Annotated in this window: 17 protein-coding genes; 10 read left to right on the top strand and 7 right to left on the bottom strand. The window is 73.0% G+C overall.

Features of this window, described 5'->3' with window-relative positions:
• Nucleotides 1-4: 4 nt before the first annotated feature.
• From hppD to H7H31_RS03500, 4 genes are all read right to left on the bottom strand, one after another.
• Nucleotides 5-1,069: a 4-hydroxyphenylpyruvate dioxygenase gene (gene hppD, locus H7H31_RS03515; RefSeq protein WP_187117773.1), complete on the bottom strand. Its 1,065-nt coding sequence runs from the start codon at nucleotides 1,067-1,069 to the stop codon at nucleotides 5-7.
• Nucleotides 1,066-2,364 carry a beta-ketoacyl-[acyl-carrier-protein] synthase family protein gene (locus H7H31_RS03510; protein ID WP_187117772.1) on the bottom strand — a complete coding sequence of 433 codons (1,299 nt, stop codon included), beginning with the start codon at nucleotides 2,362-2,364 and terminating at the stop codon, nucleotides 1,066-1,068. Before H7H31_RS03510 ends, hppD begins: the two co-directional genes overlap by 4 nt.
• Nucleotides 2,361-4,010, bottom strand: coding sequence for a class I adenylate-forming enzyme family protein (locus H7H31_RS03505; protein WP_187117771.1), 1,650 nt, complete (start codon nucleotides 4,008-4,010; stop codon nucleotides 2,361-2,363). The genes H7H31_RS03510 and H7H31_RS03505 overlap by 4 nt, the downstream gene beginning before the upstream one ends.
• Nucleotides 4,011-4,137: 127 nt before the next feature.
• The gene (locus H7H31_RS03500; RefSeq protein ID WP_187085145.1) at nucleotides 4,138-4,401 is read right to left on the bottom strand and encodes an acyl carrier protein; all 264 of its coding nucleotides are present in this window, start codon (nucleotides 4,399-4,401) and stop codon (nucleotides 4,138-4,140) included.
• Between the two features lie 18 nt (nucleotides 4,402-4,419).
• Between H7H31_RS03500 and H7H31_RS03495 the strand changes: the two genes are divergently transcribed.
• Nucleotides 4,420-5,070, top strand: coding sequence for a 4'-phosphopantetheinyl transferase family protein (locus tag H7H31_RS03495; RefSeq protein ID WP_187117770.1), 651 nt, complete (start codon nucleotides 4,420-4,422; stop codon nucleotides 5,068-5,070).
• On the opposite strand, the gene H7H31_RS03490 is transcribed toward H7H31_RS03495, so the two are convergent.
• On the bottom strand, nucleotides 5,061-6,497 hold the full coding sequence (locus H7H31_RS03490; RefSeq protein WP_232109666.1) for a class I adenylate-forming enzyme family protein: 1,437 nt from the start codon (nucleotides 6,495-6,497) through the stop codon (nucleotides 5,061-5,063). The genes H7H31_RS03495 and H7H31_RS03490 overlap by 10 nt on opposite strands.
• 263 nt (nucleotides 6,498-6,760) lie before the next feature.
• Nucleotides 6,761-7,837, bottom strand: coding sequence for an alpha-hydroxy acid oxidase (locus tag H7H31_RS03485; RefSeq protein WP_187117769.1), 1,077 nt, complete (start codon nucleotides 7,835-7,837; stop codon nucleotides 6,761-6,763).
• Between the two features lie 176 nt (nucleotides 7,838-8,013).
• Between H7H31_RS03485 and H7H31_RS03480 the strand changes: the two genes are divergently transcribed.
• The 7 genes from H7H31_RS03480 (at nucleotide 8,014) to H7H31_RS03450 (ending at nucleotide 20,238) form a co-directional block, all read left to right on the top strand.
• On the top strand, nucleotides 8,014-8,658 hold the full coding sequence (locus H7H31_RS03480; RefSeq protein WP_187117768.1) for a TetR/AcrR family transcriptional regulator: 645 nt from the start codon (nucleotides 8,014-8,016) through the stop codon (nucleotides 8,656-8,658).
• A 74-nt stretch (nucleotides 8,659-8,732) separates the two neighbouring features.
• Complete coding sequence (locus tag H7H31_RS03475) at nucleotides 8,733-9,683, top strand: alpha/beta hydrolase (protein ID WP_187117767.1); 951 nt, start codon at nucleotides 8,733-8,735, stop codon at nucleotides 9,681-9,683.
• A gap of 3 nt (nucleotides 9,684-9,686) precedes the next feature.
• A complete protein-coding gene (locus H7H31_RS03470; protein WP_232109665.1) occupies nucleotides 9,687-11,027 on the top strand; it encodes an aminotransferase-like domain-containing protein in 1,341 nt (446 codons plus the stop codon).
• Nucleotides 11,028-11,137: 110 nt separating this feature from the next.
• Nucleotides 11,138-11,740 (top strand): TIGR03086 family metal-binding protein, encoded by a 603-nt coding sequence (locus tag H7H31_RS03465; protein ID WP_187117766.1) that lies wholly within the window; start codon nucleotides 11,138-11,140, stop codon nucleotides 11,738-11,740.
• Nucleotides 11,741-15,303: 3,563 nt separating this feature from the next.
• The gene (locus tag H7H31_RS03460) at nucleotides 15,304-17,088 is read left to right on the top strand and encodes an NAD(P)/FAD-dependent oxidoreductase (protein ID WP_187085158.1); all 1,785 of its coding nucleotides are present in this window, start codon (nucleotides 15,304-15,306) and stop codon (nucleotides 17,086-17,088) included.
• Nucleotides 17,085-18,494, top strand: a complete 1,410-nt coding sequence (locus H7H31_RS03455; RefSeq protein ID WP_187117765.1) for a cation:proton antiporter domain-containing protein — start codon at nucleotides 17,085-17,087, stop codon at nucleotides 18,492-18,494. The genes H7H31_RS03460 and H7H31_RS03455 overlap by 4 nt, the downstream gene beginning before the upstream one ends.
• Nucleotides 18,495-18,714: 220 nt before the next feature.
• Entirely contained in the window at nucleotides 18,715-20,238 is a 1,524-nt protein-coding gene (locus H7H31_RS03450) for an FAD-binding oxidoreductase (protein WP_187117764.1), read from the top strand.
• Between the two features lie 171 nt (nucleotides 20,239-20,409).
• Here the strand turns inward: H7H31_RS03450 and H7H31_RS03445 are convergent, their stop codons facing one another.
• Entirely contained in the window at nucleotides 20,410-21,612 is a 1,203-nt protein-coding gene (locus H7H31_RS03445; RefSeq protein ID WP_187117763.1) for a PQQ-dependent sugar dehydrogenase, read from the bottom strand.
• Between the two features lie 919 nt (nucleotides 21,613-22,531).
• Here H7H31_RS03445 and pqqA point away from each other — a divergent pair.
• A complete protein-coding gene (gene pqqA, locus H7H31_RS03440; protein ID WP_187117762.1) occupies nucleotides 22,532-22,678 on the top strand; it encodes a pyrroloquinoline quinone precursor peptide PqqA in 147 nt (48 codons plus the stop codon).
• Nucleotides 22,679-22,683: 5 nt separating this feature from the next.
• Nucleotides 22,684-23,739 (top strand): pyrroloquinoline quinone biosynthesis protein PqqB, encoded by a 1,056-nt coding sequence (pqqB, locus tag H7H31_RS03435; RefSeq protein ID WP_187117761.1) that lies wholly within the window; start codon nucleotides 22,684-22,686, stop codon nucleotides 23,737-23,739.
• Nucleotides 23,740-23,746 lie beyond the last annotated feature (7 nt).

Raw genomic sequence — 23,746 nt, 5'->3', positions numbered from 1 at the left:
CGGTTCAGGCCGTGACCTCGGCGCGGGCCACGGCCTCGTAGAGGGCCTTGATGTTGCCGCTGCCGAAGGTGCGGGCGCCGTGCCGGTCGATGACCTCCCAGAAGAAGGTCTTCCGCACGTGCGGGGACTGGGTGAAGATCTGGAAGACCTGACCCCAGTGGTCCTGGTCCACCAGGACGCCCGTGCGCCGCAGGTCCTCGACGCGCAGGTCGGGGCTGCCGAGGCGGCCGGTCAGGTCGTCGTAGTACGCGTCGGGCGTGTCCAGGAACCTGACGCCGCGGGCGCTCAGGGCGGGCACGGTGGCCACGATGTCGTCGGTGAGCAGCGCCAGGTGCTGCACGCCGGCGCCGCCGTGGCTGGCCAGGAAGGTGTCGATCTGGCCGGGCCGGCGGTCGGGCACCGGCTCGATGATGGTGAAGGTGACCTGGCCGGACGGGCTCTGCACCACCTTGGAGTCCATGGCCTGCTCGCCGACCTCGATGAACTCCTCGAAGATCTGGCGGAAGCCGAAGACCCGCTCGTAGAAGGCGACGGTGGGCCCGAGTCGGCCCGCCGGCACGCAGATCGCCGCGTGGTCCACGGTGGTCAGCAACTGCTGGCTGGGGTCCGGGTCCTCGGCGAAGATGTCCAGCGTGCCGGGGAGGAAGTCGGTGCGGTCGCCGGTGCGTTGCACCAACCGGTGGATGACGTCGCCGAAGCCGAGCACGGCGGCGGTCACCACCTCCGTGTCGCCCCGCCGGTGCGAGGCGGGTTCCTCGACGGCGACCGCTCCCCGCTCGGTGGCCGTCGCGAACGCCCGGGCCGCGTCGTCCACCGCGAAGGCGATGTTGGCCACGCCGTCGCCGTGCCGGGCCACGTACTCGGCCACCGGGTGGCCCGGGGTCAGCGCCGAGGTGAGCAGGACGTCGATGCCTCCCTGGCGCAGTAACAGGGAGCGTTGGTCGGGCCGGCCGGTCTCGGGCCCCGACTGGCCACAGAGGCGGAACCCGAACGCGGTGCAGAGGTAGAAGGCCGACTGTTGCGCGTCCCCGACGTAGAACTCGACGTGGTCCACAGCTCCGATGTTCACGCGGGTGAGCCCTTCTCTGAGGTCGTGGCCGGGTGCTTCTTCCGGGTGCTCGCGGTGGCGAGGAGCAGGCTGACGTTGTGGCCGCCGAAGGCGAACGAGTTGGAGATCACGGCCTCGACGCGCTGCCGCCGGGCCGCGCCCCGCACGTGGTCCAGGTCGCAGCGCGGGTCCACCTCGTCCAGGTTGTGGGTGGGCGGCAGCGCGCCCCGGGTCAGGGCGAGGGCGCAGACGACCGCCTCCACCGCGCCGGAGCCGCCGAGCAGGTGACCGGTCATCGACTTCGTGCTGCTGACGGCCGGCGAACGGTCCCCGAAGACCGCCCGCACCGCCTTGGTCTCCGCGATGTCACCCAGCTTGGTGGCCGTGCCGTGCGCGTTGACGTAGCCGACGTCGGCCGGCGTGAGCCCGGCCGTGGCCAGCGCGCCGCGCATGCTGTGCGCCGCCCCCTCGCCGTCGGGCCGGGGCGCCGTCGGCCGGTACGCGTCGGTGGTCGCGCCCCAGCCGACGAGGTCGGCGTAGCCCGCCGCGCCCCGCGCGTCCGCGTGTTCGGCCCGCTCCACGACCAGCACGCCCGCGCCCTCGGCCAGCACGAAGCCGTTGCGCCGCCGGTCGAAGGGCCGGCTGGCTCGCTCCGGGTCGTCCCAGCCGCTGGCAAGGGCCCGGGCGTGCGCGAAGGCCAGCGCCGACGTCGGGTTGAGCGGGGCCTCGGCGCCGCCGCAGATCACGACGTCGGCCTCGCCGTAGCGGATCAGCCGCGCGGCCTCGGCCACCGCGTGGGCGCCGGCCGAGCAGGCGGTGGCGATGGCCGAACTCCAGCCGCGCGCCCCGTACTTGATGGCGATGCGGGCGGCGGCCATGTTCGGCAGCATGCCGGGCAGCAGGTAGGGGCTGACCGCGGTCGGGCCGCGCTCGGCCCGTGCCCGGGTCTGCTCCTCGTAGGTGGTCAGCCCGCCGGCGCCGCTGGAGATGACCACCGCGACCCGGTGCGGGTCCACGTCCCGGCCGACGGTGAGGCCGGCGTCGGCGACCGCGTCGTCGGCGGCGGCCATGGCCATCAGGACGTACCGGTCGACCAGCCGCCCCTCGCTGGGCGGCAGCACCTCGCGCGCCGCGATCTCCGGGGCGATGCCCGCCGCGCCCACGGTGCCGTCCAGGAGGTGGCCAGGCGGCGGCCTGCGCAGCCCGGACGCGCCCCGGCACAGCGCGTCGAAGAGCTTGTCGGCGCCACGGCCCAGCGGGGTGAAGGTGCCGAGCCCGGTGACGACGGGCCGCGCCCGCCCGGTGTCCGCGCTCACGCGGTCACCTGCCCGGCGACGCTCTCCCGGCCCAGCAACTCGCCGTCCAGGAAGCGCTGGCGCAGCAGGAACTTGCGCACCTTGCCGGTCGCCCCGAGCGGGATGCGCTCCGGGCTCACCACCACGACCCGCTCGACGGTGTCGGCGACGTGCGGTTCGAGGGCGGCGAGCACCTCGGGCGCCCGGTCGGCCTCCTGGTCGGCCCCCGGGTCGAGCACGAGCAGCACCGAGGTGATGACCCGCCCCTGGCTGGGCACCGCGACCACGGTGCACTCCCACACGTCGGCGCAGCCCGCGAGGACCCGCTCCTCGCACAGCATCGTGTAGAGCCGGTTGCCGTCGCCCAGGTCCACCGCGTCCACGGCCCGGTCGACGTGGTAGTAGTAGCCGTCCGCGTCGTGGAAGACGAGGTCACCGGTGAGGAAGTAGCCGTCGCGGCGGGTGCGGTAAGTGGTCACCGAGTCGTTCCAGTAGCCGAGCGAGAGCGTCGGCGCGTTGATCGCCAACTGGCCCACCCGGCCCGGGCCGAGCTTGTGGCCCGCGTCATCGACGACGGCCACGTCCGAGAAGGCGTGCGGCTTGCCGATGCAGCGCCCGTAGCGGCTGGTGTCGGGCGTGTGGGTGATGAAGAACTGGGAGTGGCCCATCTCCGACGAGCCCAGGCCGTCCACGAAGAACGACCCGGGCCGGCGCACCCGGCCCGCACTGGTGACGGCCTCCCGCGCGCCGGCGGCGACCAACTTGCGGATGTGCGCCTCGTGCGCGCAGTCGCCGGTGTTCCACCAGGTGCGTACGGAGTCCAGGTCGCGGGCCGCCAGGTCCGCGCCGGCCAGCTCCGACCAGGTGGTGGCGAAGCCGAGGACGCTGTGCGGCTGCCAGCGCTCGACGGCGTCCAGGACCGGGCCGCCGTCCTGTTGGGAGAGCAGGGCGAGTTGGCTGCGGTTGGTCAGCGCGAGGTTGACGGCGATGACGGTGGCCGCGTGCGCCGACGGCAGGACGCCCAACATGCGGTCGAGGCCCTGGCCCTTGGGCAGCGAGAGGCGGTGCCGGATGGCCGCGAACAGGCTGTGGTGCGAGTGGGTCACCGCCTTGGGCAGGCCGGTGGTACCCGAGGAGTGGGTGATCACCACGGGCTCGCTGCCGTGGTGCCGGTAGGGCGCGGGCGCCGCGGCGGCCTCGCCCGCGCCCAACGTGGCCGGGTCCGCCAGGTGTTCCGTCGCGCAGCCGACCTGGGACAGCGCCTCGCGGTGCGGGCCGTCGGCGATCACCCCCACGGCCCGCAGCCGCGCGATGTACTCGCCCGCCTGCTCGGCGGGCAGCCGGCCGTTGACGAGCGCGGGGATCGCGCCGAGCCGTACCAGCGCCAGATAGCTGAGCACCTGGTCGGCCGCGGCACCCACCCACACGGCGACCGGGTCCCGGGGGCGTACGCCCAGCGCGTGCAGCGCCGCGGCCCGGGCCGCCACCCGCTGCCCGAGCTGGGCCAGCGACAGGGCCTGCCAGGCGGGGTGGCCGTCCACCGGGGTGTCGAAGGTCAGGGTCGGCGCGGCCAGGCCGGTGCCGCGCTCGACGAGGGTGGTCAGGACGTTGCCGACACCCAACCGCTGGTCGGCCGCGAGTTCCGCGCGCTCGTTCTGGGGATTCATTGCCGGTGTCTTCGCTTTCTCGATCGGACGGATCGCGTACGACCTGCCGCCGCTCCCGGCCGGCGGCAGGGCGCCTGGGCCGGGAGGGCGGGCACGTCGGGTCGCGCGGGTCAGCGGCGGGCGGGGCTCACTTGGTCGCGGTCGCGGCCGACGCCCGCTGGACGATCTCCTTGACCAGGCCGCCGACGGTCAGCAGGGCGACGGACTCCATCTCGTCCTCGTCGAACTTCACGCCGTAGGTGTCCTCCACCTGAATGGCGATCTCGGCCACCGAGAGGGACTCCAGGTCCAGGCCGGAGGGGCCGAGCGGGGTCTCGGCGGTCACGCCGGTGACGTCGTAGTTCATGTTGTCGAGGGCCTCGATGACGAACTTCTCAACCTCTGCGGACATTTGATTGACTCCCTCTTCATGGATGGGCACCCGGGGCCGGCCCCGGACACGGTGACGGTGCTGTGGTGCACGACGGACGGGGACGAGCGCCGCACGGCGCACACCCTGTTGCTCCGGGCCGCGGCGCGGACGCTGCGAGTCCCGGTGTCCGGGCTTCGGTTGGACCACGAACCCGGCGGTCGCCCCGTCATCGGCGGGGTCGCCGAGGCGCCGCGGGTCAGCCTTGCTCATGCGCGCGGGGCACTGGCCGTCGCCTTGACCGACCGGACCCCGGTGGGGGTGGACGTGGAGGTGGTGCGCGAGCTGCGCGCCGACGCGCTGGCCCGGTCCTGGCTGCACCCCGCCGAGGCGGAGTGGGTCGCGGGCCTGCCCGAACGGCAACGGTCGGTGGCCTTCTTGTGGTTGTGGACGCAGAAGGAGTCGGTGGGCAAGGCGAGGGGCCAGGGGCTGCGGCGCGGCGGCATGAGCCGACCGGTGCCGCTGCCCGAGCGGTGGCCGCCCGCCGCGTCGCTGACGCCGCGCCCCCTGCTGGGGGCCGCGCACCTGACCTCGTCGGCGGTCATCGTGGGGGAGGGGCGCTACGTCCTGGGGCTGGCGTGGGTGGGAGCGGTGCGGGCCGGTGCCGTCCGGACCCGGGTACGCCGGGTCGACGCGGCCGACTACGCCTGAGCCGCCCCGACCGAGGCCGCCGCGCGCACCGCGGCGCGCAGCGCCTCCGCGTCGCGCACCGGCTTGCCCGTCGCGGTGCGCGGGAGCGCGGGCAGCAGGTGCAGCGTGCGTGGCCTCTTGTACGGGGCCAGGCGCGCGGCGAGCGCGTCGGCGAGGGCCGCGAACGCGCCGGGCTCGCGCACGGTCACGAAGCCCTCGATGCCCGTCCCCTGCACCACCACCGCGTCGATGACGCCGGGCAGCGCCGCGAGGGTGGCCTCCACCTCGGCGAGGTCCACCTTGAGGCCGCCGACGGAGACCTGCGCGTCCAGCCGGCCGTGCACCGTGAGCAGCCCGCTGGCCGGGTCGATGCCGCCCGCGTCCCTCGTGCGCAGCCAGCCGTCGACGAACCGGGTCCGATCGGTGCGGCCCACGTACGGGCTGGCCGGCAGGCCCAGCAGGATCTGGCCGTCCTCGATCCGCACCCGCATGCCGTGCACCGGAACGAGCCCGGGGGTGTGCGCGCCGCTCACGTCGGTCGCGATGACGCCCACCTCGGTCATGCCGTACATGACGCCGAGTTCGGCGCCGTACGCGCGGGTGAAGCGCTCCCGCACGCCGGGTTTGACCAGCTCGCCGCCCACGATCATCCGGCGCAGCCGCGGCAGTCTCGGCGGTGCCCCGGCCGCGGCGAGCATCGCGGCCTGCGAGGGGACGCCGAGCAGGGTCGTCGGCTCCTCTCCCGTGGCGACGGCCCGCACGATGCCGTCGAGCGTGTGGGTCCGGGGCAGGACGACCTGCGACCCGGCCGCGAGCCCGCTCAGCAACCCGCCGACGAGCCCGAGGACGTGCACGATCGAGGCCAGCACCACGGTGCGCTCGCCCCGGGCCGGGTAGCCGTCGAGCCGTGCGTACCGGTCGAGTTCGGTCAGCAGGCTCTCGACCGTGCGGCCGATGACCTTGGACGGGCCGGTCGAGCCGGAGCTCAACTGGAGGAGGGCGTGCGGCGTGGCGGCCGGGCGGCCGGTGGCCGGCGTGGCGATCCGCGAGCGGACGTCGACGTACCCGCGCAGCGTGCCGGTGACCGGGTCGGTCGGCTCCGCGACCACCTGCGGGGTGAGCAGCGCGAGCGCCTCGTCCACCTCGTGACGCGTCAACCGGTAGTCGAGCAAGGCCACTTGGGCACCGGAGCGCCACCCGGCCAGCATGGTGACGACACAGCTCAACGACGGCGGCAGTCGGACGGCCAGCGAACCGCCCGCCGCCAGGCCGGCGGCGCGCAGCCGCCGCTGCTCGTCGGCGACCAGCCGGCGCAACTCCGCTCGGCTGACCGGGCCGCCGAGGTGGAGGGCGACGTCCTGCCCACTGCCCCCGAGCAGTACGTCATCGACCCATTCCCCGCCACCACCAACAGGCAGTTCGGACGCCGATCTATCAGCTTCCCCCACCGGAATCTCTCCCCTGTAGCAGATGTCGAACTATCCGAGCCGCCAGGGGACAACGCCGTCCTTTGGCGAATACGGATGCGTGCGCCGCCATGTTTCCCCACCCGGCGGCAGATTCATCGTTGCTCACTACCTTTCAGTAATCAAGCGAAGTTCTCCGCGAACCCCTTTGCTTGATTGGGTAGTGATAAGCGGGCAGCCCGAAACTCCCTTTCACCAGGTGGTGAAAGGGAATGCGGGATGGTTGACCCTCCGGGGTTGTCAGTTCATTTCCGCGCAATTCCCGAGCGGTGGAACGCCTGCACGTCAGGCGCCCCCATCAGGGCCATGACCTCGTCGAACTCGCACATGAGGGTGCGCAGGACGGCCGCGACCCCGTCGCTTCCGGAGTGCGCCAGACCCCACAGGACCGGGCGGCCCACAAACACCGCGTCGGCCCCCAGGCACAGCGCCTTCGCGATGTCCGCCCCGTGGCGGATGGCTCCGTCGAGGATGAGTTGACAGCGCCCGGCGACGGCGTCGGCGATCTCGGGCAGGGCGTCCGGTGCGGGCGTCGCGAAATCGAGTTGTCGGCCGCCGTGATTGGAGATGACGAGGGCATCAACGCCGTATTGCACGGCGAGTTCGGCGTCCTCGGCGGTGAGTACGCCTTTCAGGACCAGGGGCAGTTCGGTGCGTTCCCTGAGCCAGGCCAGGTCCTTCCAGGTGATCGAGGAGTCGAACTGTTCCCGGGCGTGGCGCGCGATGGCGGACTGGCCCGCGGCGGCGCTGTGGGTGGCCGTCATGACCGCGGGGTCGACGTTGGCCGCGCGGATGCCCGCCGGCAGGGCGAAGCCGTTGCGTACGTCGCGCGGGCGGTGGGCGATCCGGGGCGCGTCGACCGTGAGGACGAGCGCGCGGTAGCCGGCCCGCTCGGCCCGCCGGATCAGATCGACCATCGGCTCCCGCCGCCGCAGCCAGTAGAGCTGGAGCCACAGCGGGCCACCGGCCACCGCCGCGATCTCCTCCAGGGTGCGGCTCGCGAACATGCTGACCGTCAGCAGTGTGCCCGACACGCCGGCCGCCCGTGCCGTGGCCAACTCGCCTTCCGAGTGCGCCAGTTGGTGGTAGGCCATGGGGGCGATGCCCAGCGGGGCCGGCAGCCGGGAGCCCAGGAGCGCGGTGTCGGGGCGGCAGTCGGAGACGTCGACGAGGCACCTCGGGCGCAGCGTGAGCCGGTCGAGCGCCTCGCGGCTGGTGGCCAGCATCGACTCGGTCCCGCTGCCGCCGGCGAGGAAGTCCCATACGGGACGCGGTAATCGCTCCCTGGCTGCGGTCTCGTAGTCGTAGAGCGTCGACTCCACTGGCGCATCCCCCCGCCGTCACTCGCTTCGCGTGCTGCGACCCTGTACGCCAACTAACCGCACGTGCGTACACTAACCGAACTCTCCCACATGTCCGCACGGTCGTCCACTTAGTCGGGTGGGCGCTCGGCGGGACGCAGCGGCAGCCCCGGTGGGAGGCATCGAGGAGGTTTCCCTTGACGACGACGCACCCGGACGGACGGATCGAACGCGGCAACCAGACGCGGCGGTTGGTCCTCGAACGAGCCGTCAACATCGCATCGGTCGAAGGGTTGGAGGGGCTCTCACTCGGCCGGCTCGCCGGCGAGCTCCAGCTCAGCAAGAGCGGCGTGTTCGCCCTGTTCGGCTCGAAGGAGGAGTTGCAACTGGCCACCGTGCGCACCGCGATCAAGATCTACGTCGAGCACGTGGTGCGGCCGGCGCGCGATCTGCCCGCCGGCATCGGCCAGATATGGCGCCTGTGCGTCAACTGGCTCACCTACTCCGAACAGCGCGTCTTTCCCGGAGGCTGCTTCTTCTACTCGGTCTCGGCCGAGTACGACGCGCGCGAGGGCAAGGTGCGCGACGCGGTCACCGCGGCGCACGGCAACTGGTTCTCCCTGCTGGAGGGGGTCATCGCCGACGCCCGAGAGGTCGGCGAGGTCCGTACGGACACCGACATTCCCCAACTCGCCTTCGAACTCGTCGCCCTGCTGGAGACGGCCAACGCCGAATCCGTCCTGCACCACAACTTCGCCTGCTACCAACGGGCGACCAACGGCATCCGCAACCGCCTGCTCAGCGTCGCCACCGACCCGACGCTCCTCCCCGACACACCCTGACGCGCCCCGCGACCGCACCGCACCGCGCCCTTACGGCCCACGCTCCCGGGCCGCTGCCACGACACGGAGAGACCATGCCCCTTGAGCCACACACGCAGGCCCTGTACGACCGGCGCGCCGCGCGGGACGTCCGCCCGCTGTACGCCATGACGCTGGCCGAGGCCAGGGCGGCCGACCTGGCCGCCATCCAGGCCGAGGCGGGCGACCTCGAACCGGTCGAGCGGATCGTCGACGCCTCGCTGGCGGGTCCGGCGGGCCCGCTGCCGGTGCGCGTCTACCGCCCGGCGGGCGAGGGGCCGTTACCGGTGCTCGTCTACTTCTACGGCGGCGGCTGGACGCTGGGCTCCTTGGAGACCAGCGACGCGATCTGCCGCAGCCTGGCCAACGCGGCGGGCTGCCTCACGGTCGCCGTCGGCTACCGGCTCGCGCCCGAGCACCCGTTCCCGGCGGCGCCCCACGACTGCTTCGCCGGCCTGCGCTGGGCCGCCGAGCACGCCCCGCGCTTCGGTGGCGACCCTGGTCGGCTGGCCGTCGCCGGCGACAGCGCGGGCGGCAACCTGGCCGCCGCCGTGACCCTGCTGGCCCGCGACGCCGGCGGTCCCGACCTGCGGGCCCAGGTGCTCGTCTACCCCAACACCGACCACCGCGCCGACACCCCGTCCCGCCGCGAGATCACCGACCCGCTGCTCTTCAACGACAAGTCGGTGCGCTGGTACTGGGACAACTACCTGCCAGCCGCCGAGGACGGGGACCACCCGCTGGCATCGCCGCTCCGCGCCACCGACCACGCCGGCCTGCCCCCGGCGCTGGTGATCACCGCCGAGTACGACCCGCTGCGCGACGAGGGCGAGCGGTACGCCGCGCGGCTGCGGGAGTGCGGGGTGAGCGCCGAGGCCGTCCGCTACCCGGGCGTCACCCACGGCTTCTTCGCCATGGCCGGCACCGTTCCCGCCGGCCGGCACGCCCTCACGAGGGTGGCCGCGTACCTGCGTACCGCCCTCGCCGACCCCGCGACCAAGGACTGAGCCGTGACCGAACCCAGCGCGCCCGTGGCGTCCTTACAACCGCTGGCCATTGGCGACCTGCACGCCTCGCTCACCGACCCGCTGCTCGACGCGATGAACTTCCTGAACGAGGTCGTCGCCCGCTTCCCCGACGCGCTGTCCTTCGCCCCCGGCCGACCGGCCGAGGGGACGTTCGAGGTCGCGGACCTGCCGCACTACCTGCGCTCCTACACCGACTACCTGGAGGGCGAGCTTGGCTGGTCGCCCGAGCGGGTGCGCACCCAACTCTTCCAGTACGGGCGCACCAACGGCGTGATCCACGACCTGATCGCCCGCACCCTGGCCAACGACGAGCGGATCCACGTGAGCCCGGAGTCGGTGGTGGTGACGACCGGCTGTCAGGAGGCGATGCTCATCACCCTGCGGGCCCTGTTCGCCCGGCCCGACGACACCCTTCTCGTCAGCTCGCCCTGCTACGTCGGCGTCACCGGCGCGGCCCGACTGCTCGACATCGCGGTCGAACCCGTCCCGGAGGGCGCGCACGGCCCCGACCCCGACGAGGTGCTGGCCGCCGTGCGCCGTACCCGGGAGGCGGGCCGGCGTCCGCGCGCCCTGTACGTCGTGCCGGACTTCGCCAACCCGTCGGGCGCGAGCATGACCGTCGAGGCCCGCGGCCGGCTCCTCGCGGTGGCGGCCCAGGAGGACCTGCTGATCCTGGAGGACGACCCGTACGGCTTCTTCGTGCGCGCGGGCTCGGCCCGGCCCACCCTCAAGGCCCTGGACCGGCAGCGGCGGGTGCTGCACCTCGGCTCGTTCGCCAAGACCGCGCTGCCCGGCGCGCGGGTCGGGTACGTCGTCGCCGACCAGGAGGTCATCGACCCGGCGGGGCGGCGTTCGCTGCTCGCCGACGAGCTGTCCAAGATCAAGAGCATGACCACCGTCAACACCTCGGCCGTCAGCCAGGCGGTCATCGGCGGGTTGCTCGTGGAGTCGGGCTGTCGGCTGCGAGAGGCCAACGCCGCCTCCATCGCCCACTACCGCACCAACTTGTCCACGGTTCTCGAAGAGTTGGCGCGGCACTTTCCGGCCGAGCGGCGGCGGGCGCTGGGCGTCCGGTGGAACGAGCCGGCGGGCGGCTTCTTCCTCGTCGTGGACGTGCCGTTCGTCGCGGACGCGAAGGCGCTGGAGCGGTCGGCGCGCCACTTCGGCGTGTTGTGGACGCCGATGGCCGACTTCTTCCTCGACGGCGGCGGCGAGCACCAACTACGCCTTTCGTGCAGCGCGTTGAGCCGCGAGGAGATCGTCGAGGGGGTGGGACGGCTCGCCCGGTTCATCGAGGCGCAGGTGGCGACGGCGGACGCGTGAGGCGGCGCCGGGGCCCGGCCGGCGGCGGTCGGGCCGTTCGGCCACTCATAACTAAACGTACGGTCGTGCTAATGTTTTCCACGAGGCAACCGCTCGACCAAGGGGGCAGGATGGATATCCGCAAGCTCGACCGGACGGCTGTCCTGGAGACCGTGCGCGTGCTTGGCCAGGCGTCCGCGCGCGACTGGGACCGGCCGACCCCGTGCGCTAAGTGGACGCTGCGCGAGCTGGTGGCTCACATGGCCGGCCAGCACCACGGGTTCGCCGCCGCGGCCACCGGTGGCGGAACCGACCTGGCCGACTGGCAGCCCAGCGAACTCGGTGACGACCCGCTGGCGACGTACTGCGCCGCCGCCGAGACGGTGCTGCACGCCTTCGCCCGCCCCGGCGTGCTCAGCGCCGAGTTCCTCCTGCCCGAGATCAGCGCCACCCGACGCTTCCCCGCGTCCCTCGCCATCGGCTTCCACTTCCTGGACTACGTCGTCCACGGCTGGGACGTGGCCCGCGCGCTGGGAGTGCCCCTCGATCTGGACGAGGAGACCGTACGGGCCGCGGGGGCCATCGCGCAGCGCGTGCCGGACGACGAAGGGCGCACCGGCCCCGGGGCCCTCTTCCGGCCGGCGCTGCCCGCCCGCCCGGACGGATCGGCCCTCGACCTCGTCCTGACATCGCTCGGCCGATCCCCGGAGTGGTCCGCCACCGCGTCCCGCTGAGGGGGACCCGGTGGGGCCGGCCCTCGGCCCGTCGATCCCGCCCCGGTAGGGCCTGCGCATCGACGCGCCGGACGCCGTCGCGTCCGGCGCCGGCTCATGCCGGGTCAGCGCGTCGTGCGACGTGTGGAGGAGACCGGCCGCGCACGTGACCATGGGCCGCCCGAACGGCCGCGCCGGCGCGGATGCCCCTGACGAACTGGCCGTACTCCCGCCGCACCTGGAGCGCGGCAGCAGCCCGCACAGCGGCAGCGGCCCGCACATACGCTGCGGGCCTGCACGCCCGGGACCGCCAGCCGCGCGGTGCGCCGCCACCTCCCCGGCCGGCACGTCACGACGCGCGGCGCCCGACGGCCGCCTGCCGCCTGCCGCCGCTCGCCACCACGGGCCCACCGGGCGGCGGCGGGAGTGGCGAGAACTCCGGGGCGGCGAGGGCTTATTCGGTATCGGGGGAAGCGGCGGGTGGATCATCCGGAGGAGGTCGCTCTCGTGCCCATCTCGCGGATTCCTCCGAATCCGCGTGGGAAGTCCGGATAACGCGTTCGGTATCCGACGTATAGGTACGGGGTTTCCGGGGCCGGGCATCGACACGCGCACACCGGAGAACCCGTGTGGTGGGCGCGAGTTCGCGTGCACGTCACGCCCGGGAAACGGGCTGGCTGTTCGCCCGACGTGCGTCCTTCGCCGCGCGGTGTGGCGTGCTCTTTCGATATTTCCTTCGCACGTTTCTTCGGGTGCGCGCGGCCATTGTGATGAGTCGGGTAACCCACGATGCGGGGCGATGCCCGCGATGCGCCCAGGAAAGGGCTATGTCGCGGTGCGCGCCCCGGAGGCGACCGGCCCTGCCGATGTCGGACGGCGTCGAACGGGAGCCGCATTGCGGGGGATTGGGAGCCCGGCTGGCTTTTCGTGCGCGGGCCGCGCAGGGATGAGTAGACGCGGATACCGGCACCACATCGGGGGCCTCGCGCTTACCGAAAGGCTCTGCGCCGCTGGCCCGGAGGGAGCGCGCGGAAGGATCGCGAGCCTCGCGGTCGCGTTGCCGCGCCCGGTGCGAGCCCGGCCCGGCGGGCCCTTCCGCACCGCGTCCGAAGGGTTACGCGGGGTAGCCTCGCGCGCCGTCAGGCGGTACGGCGGCGAGCGCGCCCATGAGTACGCCGCGCGCAACGGGGATGCCACCCGCCCGATACCGAACGGCGATCGAGCGCAGTGAGCGCGACACCGGGTGGTCCATACAGTCAGTTCCCGAGAGGGAATGCGATGGTCGAGGCCCGAGAGGCGGCAGCGGAAGTGACGTGAACGACGCCACCGAATCGAGGCCGACGCGAATTCCCACCAAGGGGCGTTCGCCCCTCTCGCTGGGTTTCCCTTCGGCGGGCTGATCACGGTGACGCGCCTTCATTCGTTCGCGTGCGCGCCGCTCTGCCGGCCACCCGATTCGCCGCCCGTACGAAGAGAAGCGTGCGTACCGAGCGCCGCCACACCACATCTCTCACACCGCGAAGCGAATTCGAGTAGCGCTCGTCCGCGCGCCGCACTGAGAGTGCTGCACGCGAGGGGCGTATGGGGCCGCCGTTGGCGGCTCGTGGAATGACTGCCCCTCTCGGCCGCGCGATACGGCGTGGGTATCGCCCGCTCCCGAAAAGCGGAGCGGAATGAGGTGTGGAAACCACGCAATCGCCCCGTTCGCGCGCCGGAAGGAACTCCGCTGCCCCCGAAGCGACCGGCCGGGGCCAGCCGGCAGGCCCCGCCGGACCGCCCCTCCCGTACGAGTCCGCCCCGTCGCCCATGGGCCGCACCGTGCCGGCGCCGCCCGTACGCCCTACCGGCCCATACGCGCCACCCGGGCGCCGCGCCGCTCGGTACGTGCCGTTCGCGCTGGCCGCGCCGGGGCTCGGAGGCGTTCGCCCACCACCCGCGTCGCCGGCGGCGCCCCGGAGGGGGAGCGGACCAAGCCGGGGCGGGCCGGCGCCGGAACGTATCGGTCCGTGTGCGCTACCCGAACCGGTCATCATCGCGCAGGTTTTTCTTCCCGGAAAGGGGAATTCCGCTCACCATCGTCAATCCACAGGGAAGGCGGAGGATTCCGCTTTATACGCGGGGTTGCGGAACCGCGTGGTGCGTGCCATCGAGATGTTCGCGACGAGGCGGGGCACGGCCGATCACTTCCCGCCGGTGGGGCGGCGGGATCGCGCTCTCCCGGGCGTGGCCGAACTGGCGCGGTGGAAGCTGAATGTTCCGTTCCTGTTGGCCTGGTTGAGTCGTGGCCGGGATGTGTCACCTAGGTGCCGAATATGGGGGCGGGAATTCCGCTCCCCGGTAGTGGCAAGAAGCTGCAACGCGCACCGTGACCCGGGCGCAGTAGCATTGCGTTCACTGGGACTCATCGGAACTCGATCGAATCGACGTCGTGGGGCGGTGAATTGACGAATGGTCCTCCCGCAGCGCAGAAAAGTGTGGTACCCATTTGTTGAGCATAAAGTTATGCGCCAGTCAATCGAGAAGGGATGCCCCACGAGCCTCACGGCTGCCCTCGCCGCGCGCCCCGATCGCGATCCCGGCGGCGGTCGCGCCGTCTGACGCTTCGCTGACATCGTTGGCACCCGGCTCCGTGGGCCCGCGACGCCCGGCCGCTGACGGACGAGCGAGAACGCTCGCGCGGCGCGCCCGTGGTCCCCGGTCGGGCTCCGTCGCGCCGGCGGGAACCGTGTCGGTTCGCTGTGGCGCCGTGGCACACCCGTTGTCCGTCCCTCCGACCCCCTCCGGCGCCGGCCGCGCGTCGCCGTACCGGTGGTCGCTCGTCGCCCCTCCCACCTCGGCGACCCGACCCCGGCGCCAACCTCGCGGTGCACGGCTCTCGTTGAGCCCGCCCCGCGGCTCCGTCCGTCCCTCCGGCCGCGTTCCCGAACCGTTCGCCGTCCTGCCCCCGCTTCCACCACGCAACCCCTTGGGCCGTGCACATCGGCGTGCTCACGTCCCCGGGCCCGTGGCCGACGGCGCAACTCCCGACCGTTCCAGCCGTCCCGTCCGGGCCGACTCCCTCGGCCGCCCCGCCCCGCCCTCCCGGGCCGCCCGCCTCCCGACGCACGGGGAGGGCGCGCCCGATACTCGGCCGCTCCCGCGGCGTAGCCCACCGCGCCGCCCACAGGCCCGTGGCTGAGAGAACACGAGACCAAGGGGGTCATCATCGCCATTCCGTACGACGCCCCGCGTCCGACCACCGCCCCGGCCCGGGTCGCCATCCGGCCGGGCGGACCGCGTGCCGACGGTGGCGGCGGCCGGCCGTACAGCGGCCAACGGACGCGCCCGCGCGACCCGTTGGCCTCGCCGCGCCCGTCGAGCCCGACGCGGGCGCGGGCGCTGCGGGCCGCCCCGCCCCACCGTGGGGCGGTCGGGCCGTGGCGCGCCACGGGAGTCGGCGCGCCCGGCTCGGGTCGGGCTCCGCCCTGCCCGTTGGCTGACCACCCGCCGTGCGGCCTGCCGCCGTCGGCGGGGACCGGCGCGCGCGGCGCGCGCGGCCGGTATCCCGTACGAGCACCTGAGAACCGTAAGAGAGGCATGACCGAATGAAGCCCTATTACGACGTGGTCATCATGGGTGGTGGGCCTGGCGGCTCGACCCTCGCGGCGCTCCTCATGAAGCAGGGGGGACTGAGTGTCGCCGTCATGGAGAAGGAGCACTTCCCCCGGGAGCACATCGGGGAGTCCTTCGCGCACCCCCTCATACCGGTGTTGGAGGAGAGCGGGGCGCTTAACAAGGTCCTCGCCAGCGATTGTTGGGTGAAGAAGTTCGGCGGGATCTTCCAGTGGCGCGGTGAGGACCCGCACGTCGCCTACTTCGACCACGTCAACACGGTCCGGGACGGCGTGCACCGCTGGGCCATGCACGTCAACCGCTCCGAATTCGACAAGATCCTGCTGGACCACGCGGCGGACGTTGGCGCCGAGGTCTTCGAGGGTGCCTCCGTGACCAAGTGCGAGTTACTGCCCGACGGCACCGGTCGCGAGGTGACCCTCAAGGACGGCCGCACGGTGCGCGCCGGCTGGTTCGTGGACGCCTCGGGGCGGCGGAACAGCATCGTCACCAACAAGAAGCGGGACTGGCTGTCGGGCTACCGCAACATCGCCATCTGGCAGCACTACCTGGGTGGGAAGACGACCCAGTCGCTGCCGGGAGACTGGAACATCTTCCGGGACAAGGACATCTCGCCCATCGGGTGCTTCGCCTTCCGCGACGGCTGGGCCTGGTACATCCCCGTTCCGAAGGTGATCAACGGCGAGCGCGTCGTGACGCACTCCATCGGCATCGTCACCGATCCGGCCATCCTGAAGCGTCCCGACTGCGACTTCACCGATCCGGAGCTGTTCCTGCGCACCGTCAAGGAGGTGCCCAAGCTGCGGGAGTTGATCCAGGACGTGCGCGCGGTCGATCCGGAGCGCATGCTCACGGCCACCAACTACTCGATGATCAACGACAGGTTCGCCAACCTCGACGAGCGCTGGGTGCTGCTCGGCGACGCCTCCTACTTCGTCGACCCGCTCTTCTCCTCCGGCGTGGCCTTCGCCACCAACCAGGCCGTGGCGACCGCCACGCTGCTGGGCCAGACGGCGAGCGGGGACGTGCCGGAGCAGGATGTCCGCGGCATGTGGCGGGACTACGACTCCGAGTGGCACGGCATGGCCGCCACCTTCGCGCTCTCCATCGACCAGTGGTATTACGCCATCGGCAGCGACAACCCCGACAGCGTCTACTGGAACAGCCGCGGCAAGGCGGGTTCGCTCGGCCTCACCACCGACCAGACCTTCCACGCCCTGCTCAACACGGCCTTCACGCCGGACCTGCTCCAGGTGCTCTCGGACGGCGAGGGAGTGGACGGCCTCGACATCGACGGCCCGTTCATGACCGCGTACGCCGAGGCCAACTCGCTCAACCTGGGCCCGGACGCCAAGGTCAGGCTGGCCGCCGGGGTCACGGTCACCTCCGGGCTCGGGCTCGACGTGCCCGGGTTCAAGGCGGCCGTCCCGCCGATCCCCGAGCTGATGAGCGAGGAGGAGCAGAAGGCCGCCGCGACGTACTGGAGCGACCCGGTCCGCTACGCGGACATCACCCCGTCCTCGCTCGGCCGGACGCTGCCGTGCCACCGGTTCTTCTTCCAGAACGACCCCGACGGCCCGCAGGTGCGCGGCATCGACACCTGGGACGGCGCGGCCGAGATCGCCAAGCGGCTCAACAACGGACCCGTCGGGTGGCAGGAACTCATCGGTTCGCTGGACAACGCGGGCCAGCGGTTCGTCCGTCGTCTGCTGCACGCCGGCATGCTCGACCTGGGTGGTGCGGGCGTGGCCGCATGAGCCTCACCGAGGCCAGCGAGACCACCGACGCCGACCCCGACGGGGGCCGCCGGGTCGGCAGGCGCCAGCGCGTGCTGGCCTATGTCGTCCTCGTCGCGCTCCCCGTCGTGGGCTGCGTCATCGCGCTCGTCGCCGCGCCCGGAGGTTCGGGCGCGGCGGCGGCGGGGCACAGCGCGAAGAGTTCCACCGCCACCCTGCTGCTCGCCGCGTCGGGCGTCCTCGCGGTCGCGCTCGGCGCGGGGGCGCTCGCGGCCCGCATCGGCCAGCCGCGGGTCATGGGCGAGATCTGCGCGGGCCTGGCCCTGGGCCCCTCGGTCCTCGGCGAGTTGGGCCCCGAGGTCTCCGACTGGCTCTTCCCGCCCGATGTCGTGACCGGCCTGGACGCGCTGGCCCAACTCGGCCTGGTGCTGTTCATGTTCGGGGTCGGGCAGGAACTGGTCCAGGTGCAGCAGTCCCGGATCGAGCGCGGGTTCACCCTGGTGACCCTCTCCTCCTTCCTCGTACCGTTCGCCATCGGGACCGCCACGGCGCTGTGGCTGTGGGACGAGCACGGCGGCAGCGCCGGCGAACCCCTGGCCTTCGCCCTGTTCCTGGGGTGCTCGCTCAGCGTCACCGCCTTCCCGGTGCTCGCCCGCGTGCTCACCGAACTCGGCCTGCTCAAGAGCCGCACCGGCCGGCTCAGCCTCTACGCCGCGGCGGTGGGCGACGGGGCCTGCTGGGTGGTGCTCACCGCGGCGCTCGCGCTCGCCACCGGGGAGGGCGCGGGCGACCAGTGGTGGAAGCTGCTGGTCTTCGCGGGGACCACGGCCATGCTGCTCGGCCCCGTCAGGACCGGGCTCGCGCGGGTGCTCGACGGTCCCGTACGGTACTCGCCGGCCGTCGTCAGTACGCTGTGCGTCGCGGGCGTGGCGGCCTCGGCGGGGCTGACCGCGGCCCTCGGCATCCACCAGTTGATCGGCGCGTTCGTCTTCGGTCTGGCCTGGCCGCGCGCCACCAAGCGGGGCAACGGGGAGGCGGCGCTGACATCGGTGGCCACCATCGCCGGACTGCTCCTGCCGTTCTTCTTCCTCGGCTTCGGCCTCTCCCTCGACCTCGGCGACCTCTCCCTCAGCGCCGAGGGCGCCGTGCTGCTCGTCGTCCTGCTCGTGCTGGCCACGGTCTCCAAGGTGGTCGGCGCGGGCCTGGCCGGCTATGTGGCCGGGCTCTCGCGCACCCAGGCGTTGGAGCTCGGAATCCTGATGAACACGCGAGGCCTGACCGAACTGGTCGTCCTCAGCATCGGCCACGAGGCGGGCGTGATCGGCACCCAGCTCTTCGTCGCGCTCGTGGTGGTCACCCTCGTCACCACTGCCATGACCGGGCCGGGGCTGCGGCTGCTTCGCGTGCTGCGCCCCGCCAGGACCTGACGGGCCGGCCCGGGCGCACCCAGCGCCCGGGCCGCCCCACGGCAGCCGCCGGCCCGCCCCGAAGCCACCCGGCGCGGACCAGGCGGCCAGCCGAGGGCGACCCACCCCGCCGGGGCCGCGCGCGCCGGGCCGCGCCGGGGCCCCGGCGCCCCGACATCCGGACGGGCGCCCCACACCGGGCCCCGACCGCCCCCTCACTCACGGATCTGGAGCGGAGCAGATGAATCACCCCCATGGGGAGACGTTGGACCACACGGACCAGGACAAGGCGATCGCGGCGTGGCGCGAGATCCTGGGCACCGATGCGCTGGTGCGGGCGCCGGAGGAGTTGGCCGCCGCGGAGCGCAACACCTCGGCCTTCCCGCCCCGCCACCTCGTCGCCATCCTGCGCCCCACGCGGGCCGAGCAGGTCACCGAGGTCGTCCGGGTGGCGCGCGAACACCGCGTGCCGCTGTACCCCATCAGCACCGGGCGCAACTGGGGCCTCGGCTCGAAGCTCCCGGTCCGGCCCGGCGGCGCGCTGCTGGACCTGTCCGGCCTGAACCGCATCCGCTCCGTCGACACCCGCGGCCGGTACGCCGTGGTGGAACCGGGCGTCACCCAGGCACAGTTGGCCGACCACCTGGCCACGCACGCCCCCACGCTGGTCGCCAACGTGACCGGCTCGTCCCCCAACTCCTCGGTGATCGGCAACCTCCTCGAGCGCGGTACGGGCTTCCGCCGACACCGGGCCGACGAGGTGCGCGGCCTGGAGGCGGTCATCGGACTGGGCGAGTTGGTACGCACCGGCCTGTGGGCCGACCCCGGGGCGCGCCACGCGCACCACTACCGGCACGGCCTCGGCCCCGGGCTCGACGGGTTGTTCGTCCAGTCCAACCTGGGCGTCGTGACGGCCGCCGTGGTGGACCTGTTGCCGCGCCGCGAGGAGCTGCGGCTGCTGATGTTCTCCTTCTCCGAGGAGGTGTTGGCGGGCGTCTTCGACACGGTCGGCGAGCTGTTCACCGCGGACGTGCTCCGGTCGATCACGCATGTCTTCAACGACAAGCGCATCCTGTCGATGTCGGCCAGCACCCAGGTGCCCACCTGGACCGGAGTGGTGGCCATCGACGGGTCGCGGGCCCAGGTGGCACTCACGGTGGCGGAAGCCAGCGCGGCGCTCGCCGCCGCCGGGGCCGCGCCCCGGGAGGTCAGCGCGGAGACGGTCGCCGGCGAGGCGGCCGATCCGCTGCTGGGCGCGATGTACGCGGTGCACTCCGGGCGCCCGTCCACCGCGTTCCTGGAGGGCCTGCACCAGGCGACGGGCGCCACCACGGTGCCGGACGCCGCGACCGTGGACGCCCTCGACGACTCCACCATCGGCTACCTGGCCTGCATGCCGGTCATCGCCGTGGACGGCGCGGCGGCCCAGGAACTGGTGGCCCTGGTGGAGGGCGTCTGCGCGGAGTACGCCATCGTGCCCGCCCTCGCCATCAACCCGATGAACGCCGACTACGCCGAAGTCGTCATCAACCTGTACTTCGACCGTACCGACCCGGACCAGACGCGGGCGGCACACGCCTGCAACGACAAGCTGTACCGGCGGCTGTACGCGGAGGGCTTCCGCTTCTACCGGGTCGGCATCGACGCCATGGAGTTCCTGACGGAACAGGACACGGCGCCGTGGGGCGTCATCAGCCAGCTCAAGGCCGCGCTCGACCCGGCCGGCGTCATCGCCCCCGGCCGCTACTGCCCCGTCACCGACTGACCCACCCGGCGCGCGGCGCGCCCCCACCAGGGGACCGCGCCGCGGCTGCCGGACGGGCCCGGACCGGCGCCGGTCGGCGGGCCGGGCCGCGACTGCCGGACAGGCCCGGCGGCAGGCGAAGGAGCCCGGTGGCGGGGTGCGCACCGGGCTCCCGAGCCGTGTGGGTCAGGATCAGCGCAGGTCCACCCGGAGCACCTTGTCGGAGCCGGCCGGCTGGCCGCCACCGAGGTCCGCGTTGGTCGTCGTGAGCCACAGCGCCTTCGCGCCAGGCACCTTCTCGACCGTGCGCAACCGGCCGTAGTCGCCCGTGTAGTACGCCTCGGGCGTGCCGGTTCCGGTCCGGGTGATCGGCACCCGCCACAGCCGCTGGCCGCGCTGGGCCGCGAGGTAGACCGCGCCGTCCGCGTAGGTGAGACCGCTCGGCGACGCCTCGTTGGTCTTCCACTGCCGCTCGGGGTTGGTCATCCCCGGCGTGCTGCACTGGCCCTCGCAGGTGGGCCAGCCGTAGTTCTTGCCCGGCTTGATCAGGTTGAGCTCGTCGAAGGCGTTGTTGCCGAACTCCGCCTCCCACAGCCGCCCCTGGGCGTCCCAGGTCAGCCCCTGCGGGTTGCGGTGGCCGATGGAGTAGACGAGGGAGTCGTACGGGTTGCCGGGGGCGGGCTTGCCCTCCGTGGTCATGCGCAGGATCTTGCCGTTCAGGGACGTCTTGTCCTGGGCCAGCGCGGCCTGGAAGGCGTCACCGGTCGTCGCGTACAGGTAGCCGTCGGGGCCGAACTGGAGCCGGCCACCGTTGTGGTAGTTGTACTTCTTGATGCCGGTGACCAGCGGGGTGTACTCCCCGAGCGTGGTGCCGTCGTACGTCATCCGGACGATCCGGTTGTCGCCCTCGGCCGAGTGCATCAGGAAGATGTGGTGATCGCGCTTCCAGTTCGGCGAGACGGCCAGGCCGAGCAGCCCGCCCTCGCCCTTGGTGGTCACCACGTTGGGGACCGTGCCGATCTCCACGCGCTTGCCCGCCTGGGTCAGCCGGAAGAGCTTGAACGTCTCACGCTCGGTGATCAGCGCCGACCCGTCGGGCAGCCAGTCAAGGCCCCACGGGATCGACCAGCCCTCGGAGACGGTGCGGATGGCGGACGGGACGGAGCGGCCGTGGTGGCCACCCGGGAGCGTGACCGCCCCGGCGTCGGCCGTGGACGGAAGTTGGCCGGAACCGGCCGTGGCCGCGTGGCTGGTACCAGCGGACCGGTGGGTGGTGGCGGCGTTGCCGGTCGCCGTGGTGGCGGTGAGCAGCCCTGCGGACAGCGCGGTCGTGGCGGTCAGCGCGAGCAGCGTGCGCCGGCGGGTCTGCCGGAAGGGATGGGGGGCCCTGGCCATGGAACGTTCCTCCTAGCGGATGGGAGTTCGTGCACGGTGGCGGGGGCGGTGCGCTGCGGTGGCGATGTGCTCGTGGGCGGTGCCGGAACGGCTCGTCACGTCGTCACGGGACACGGCCGCGTGCGCCGGGTACCGCCGCGGTGCGCTGGCCCGCGGCACCGCCTGGACGGGCGTCGTACCTGCCCTGACCGGGTGGGTGGCGCGGCCCGAGGTGGCGCTGGTGGGCCGTTGGGTGACGACGTTTCGGGCCTGGCCGGCGACCACCGGGGCGGGCGCCGGGCGTGCGAGTGTGCGGTCGTGGGAAATGTAAGGAAGGCTTCCCTGACCGTCAACAGCACTTGACTGGCGTCACACGGATCGCGATTCTGCAACGGGAGCCCCCTGGGCGCATCCGGCGTGAAATCCAGGCCCCCTAGGCACAGTTGAACCCGACCCGCATCATGGGTAACGGTCCGGTCGACACGTCACACCCGGCCGGGCAGCACCGTACGTCGGCATCAGCCGAGCCGTCCTCACGCACCGTCAACGGGGTCCGTCCAGCAGGCACGCGTCCGTGCTCCGTGCTCCGCGCACGCGCACGGGCTCACGCCCGCACACGCCACGACGCGGTCCGGGCGCGCCCCGGTCCGCCACGAGTTCGCGGCGTCCGCCACCAGTGACCACCCGCCGCTCCCGCGCGGGCCCGTGCGGTACGGCCCATCCGCGCGCACCCGCCCAACGGCCCACGCCGACCGGGCGGGCCGCCACGGCGGGCGGCGGACCAGGGGCGCGACGCGCGCGAAGCGCGGCGGAGCCCACCCGGTACCCACCCGGGGCCGGGCCCGCGAACCCGGGCGTGCGGCGACGGGGCACCACCGAGCGAGCAGAGCGAAGAACGTACGGCAACCGCAGCGCAAGCGAAGAAGGGCAGGTATGGATCATGACCGAATCCGTACAGCAGGCGGTCGAGCAGCAGTCGCGACCGGTTGACCCGGCGGCCGAGGGCCCGGGCGGGTGGCAGACGCCCGACTACACGGTCGTCGAGACCGCGCTCGAAGTCACCGCGTACTCGCTGAGCAAGCGCTAACCGGCGTGCTGCTGCGGGTACTCGGCACCGCGGCGGGCGGAGGCATACCTCAGTGGAACTGCGCGTGCCCCATTTGCACCGGGGCACGCGCCCACCCCGCCCGGCGTCGCCGCCACGCCTCGCTGGCCGTCCAGGCCGCGGACGACCGCTGGTACGTCGTCAACGCCACCCCCGACATCGGGGACCAGATCGAGGACTGCCCACCCCTGCTGCCCAGACCCGGCACCCGACAGACCCCGGTGGCCGGGATCATCCTGACCGACGCCGAACTCGACCACACCCTGGGCATCGCCCGGCTGCGCGAGGCCGACATCTTCGAGGTGCTGGCCACCGCCGCCGTACGCGATGCCCTGCGCACCCGGCTGCACCTCGGGACCACGCTGGCCCCCTACGCCGAGGTGCGCTGGCGCGACCTGCCCCACACGGGCCCAATCGCCCTCGGGCCCGAACCGTGGCCCGAACCCGGGCAGCCGACCGCGCGACCGGCCGTGCGACCAGAAGCAGTCCCGACCGCCGCGCCCACGGGCAAGCCCCTGGTGGAGGTCAGCGCCATCCCCGTGTCGGGCAAACGCCCGCGGTACGCGGCGGCGGACGGCGGGCAGGGCCCCGGCGCCGGCGGCCCGCACGCCGCGCCGGGCGAGACGGCGCGGCCGGGGAGCGCCGACCCGGGCCACGACGGCGCGGGGTGGTCCGTCGCCCTGCGCATCACCGACCGGGCCAGCGGTGCCACCGCCCTGTACGCCCCGGCCGTCGCCACCTGGTCCGCTGCGCTGGCCGACGCGGCGGCCGAGGCCGACTGCCTCATCGTCGACGGGACGTTCTGGGACGACGAGGAACCGATCCGCACCGGCATCGGCCCACGGACCGCCACCGGCATGGGACACCTGCCGATCGTCGGGCCGGGCGGCACGGCCGAACGGCTGGCCGCGCTGCGCGCCCGCTGTCTCTACACCCACCTCAACAACACCAACCCCCTCGTGGACCCGGACGCGGCGGAGCACCGCCGGCTGGCCGAGTGGGGCATCGAGGTAGCCGCCGACGGGATGGTGATCGAGCTGTGAGCAACAC

It is taken from the genome of Streptomyces buecherae (assembly GCF_014295035.1).
GTDB classification, from domain to species: Bacteria; Actinomycetota; Actinomycetes; order Streptomycetales; family Streptomycetaceae; genus Streptomyces; species Streptomyces youssoufiensis.
This window is presented reverse-complemented; position numbering and strand designations above follow the sequence as displayed.

Excerpts from the sequence above, each read along its gene's own strand:
- H7H31_RS03445 (WP_187117763.1), bottom strand. The coding sequence starts at position 21,612 with ATGGCCAGGGCCCCCCATCCCTTCCGGCAGACCCGCCGGCGCACGCTG.
- pqqA (WP_187117762.1), top strand. The coding sequence starts at position 22,532 with ATGACCGAATCCGTACAGCAGGCGGTCGAGCAGCAGTCGCGACCGGTT.
- H7H31_RS03495 (WP_187117770.1), top strand. The coding sequence starts at position 4,420 with ATGGATGGGCACCCGGGGCCGGCCCCGGACACGGTGACGGTGCTGTGG.
- H7H31_RS03460 (WP_187085158.1), top strand. The coding sequence starts at position 15,304 with ATGAAGCCCTATTACGACGTGGTCATCATGGGTGGTGGGCCTGGCGGC.
- H7H31_RS03475 (WP_187117767.1), top strand. The coding sequence starts at position 8,733 with ATGCCCCTTGAGCCACACACGCAGGCCCTGTACGACCGGCGCGCCGCG.
- H7H31_RS03500 (WP_187085145.1), bottom strand. The coding sequence starts at position 4,401 with ATGTCCGCAGAGGTTGAGAAGTTCGTCATCGAGGCCCTCGACAACATG.
- H7H31_RS03465 (WP_187117766.1), top strand. The coding sequence starts at position 11,138 with ATGGATATCCGCAAGCTCGACCGGACGGCTGTCCTGGAGACCGTGCGC.
- H7H31_RS03455 (WP_187117765.1), top strand. The coding sequence starts at position 17,085 with ATGAGCCTCACCGAGGCCAGCGAGACCACCGACGCCGACCCCGACGGG.
- H7H31_RS03505 (WP_187117771.1), bottom strand. The coding sequence starts at position 4,010 with ATGAATCCCCAGAACGAGCGCGCGGAACTCGCGGCCGACCAGCGGTTG.
- H7H31_RS03450 (WP_187117764.1), top strand. The coding sequence starts at position 18,715 with ATGAATCACCCCCATGGGGAGACGTTGGACCACACGGACCAGGACAAG.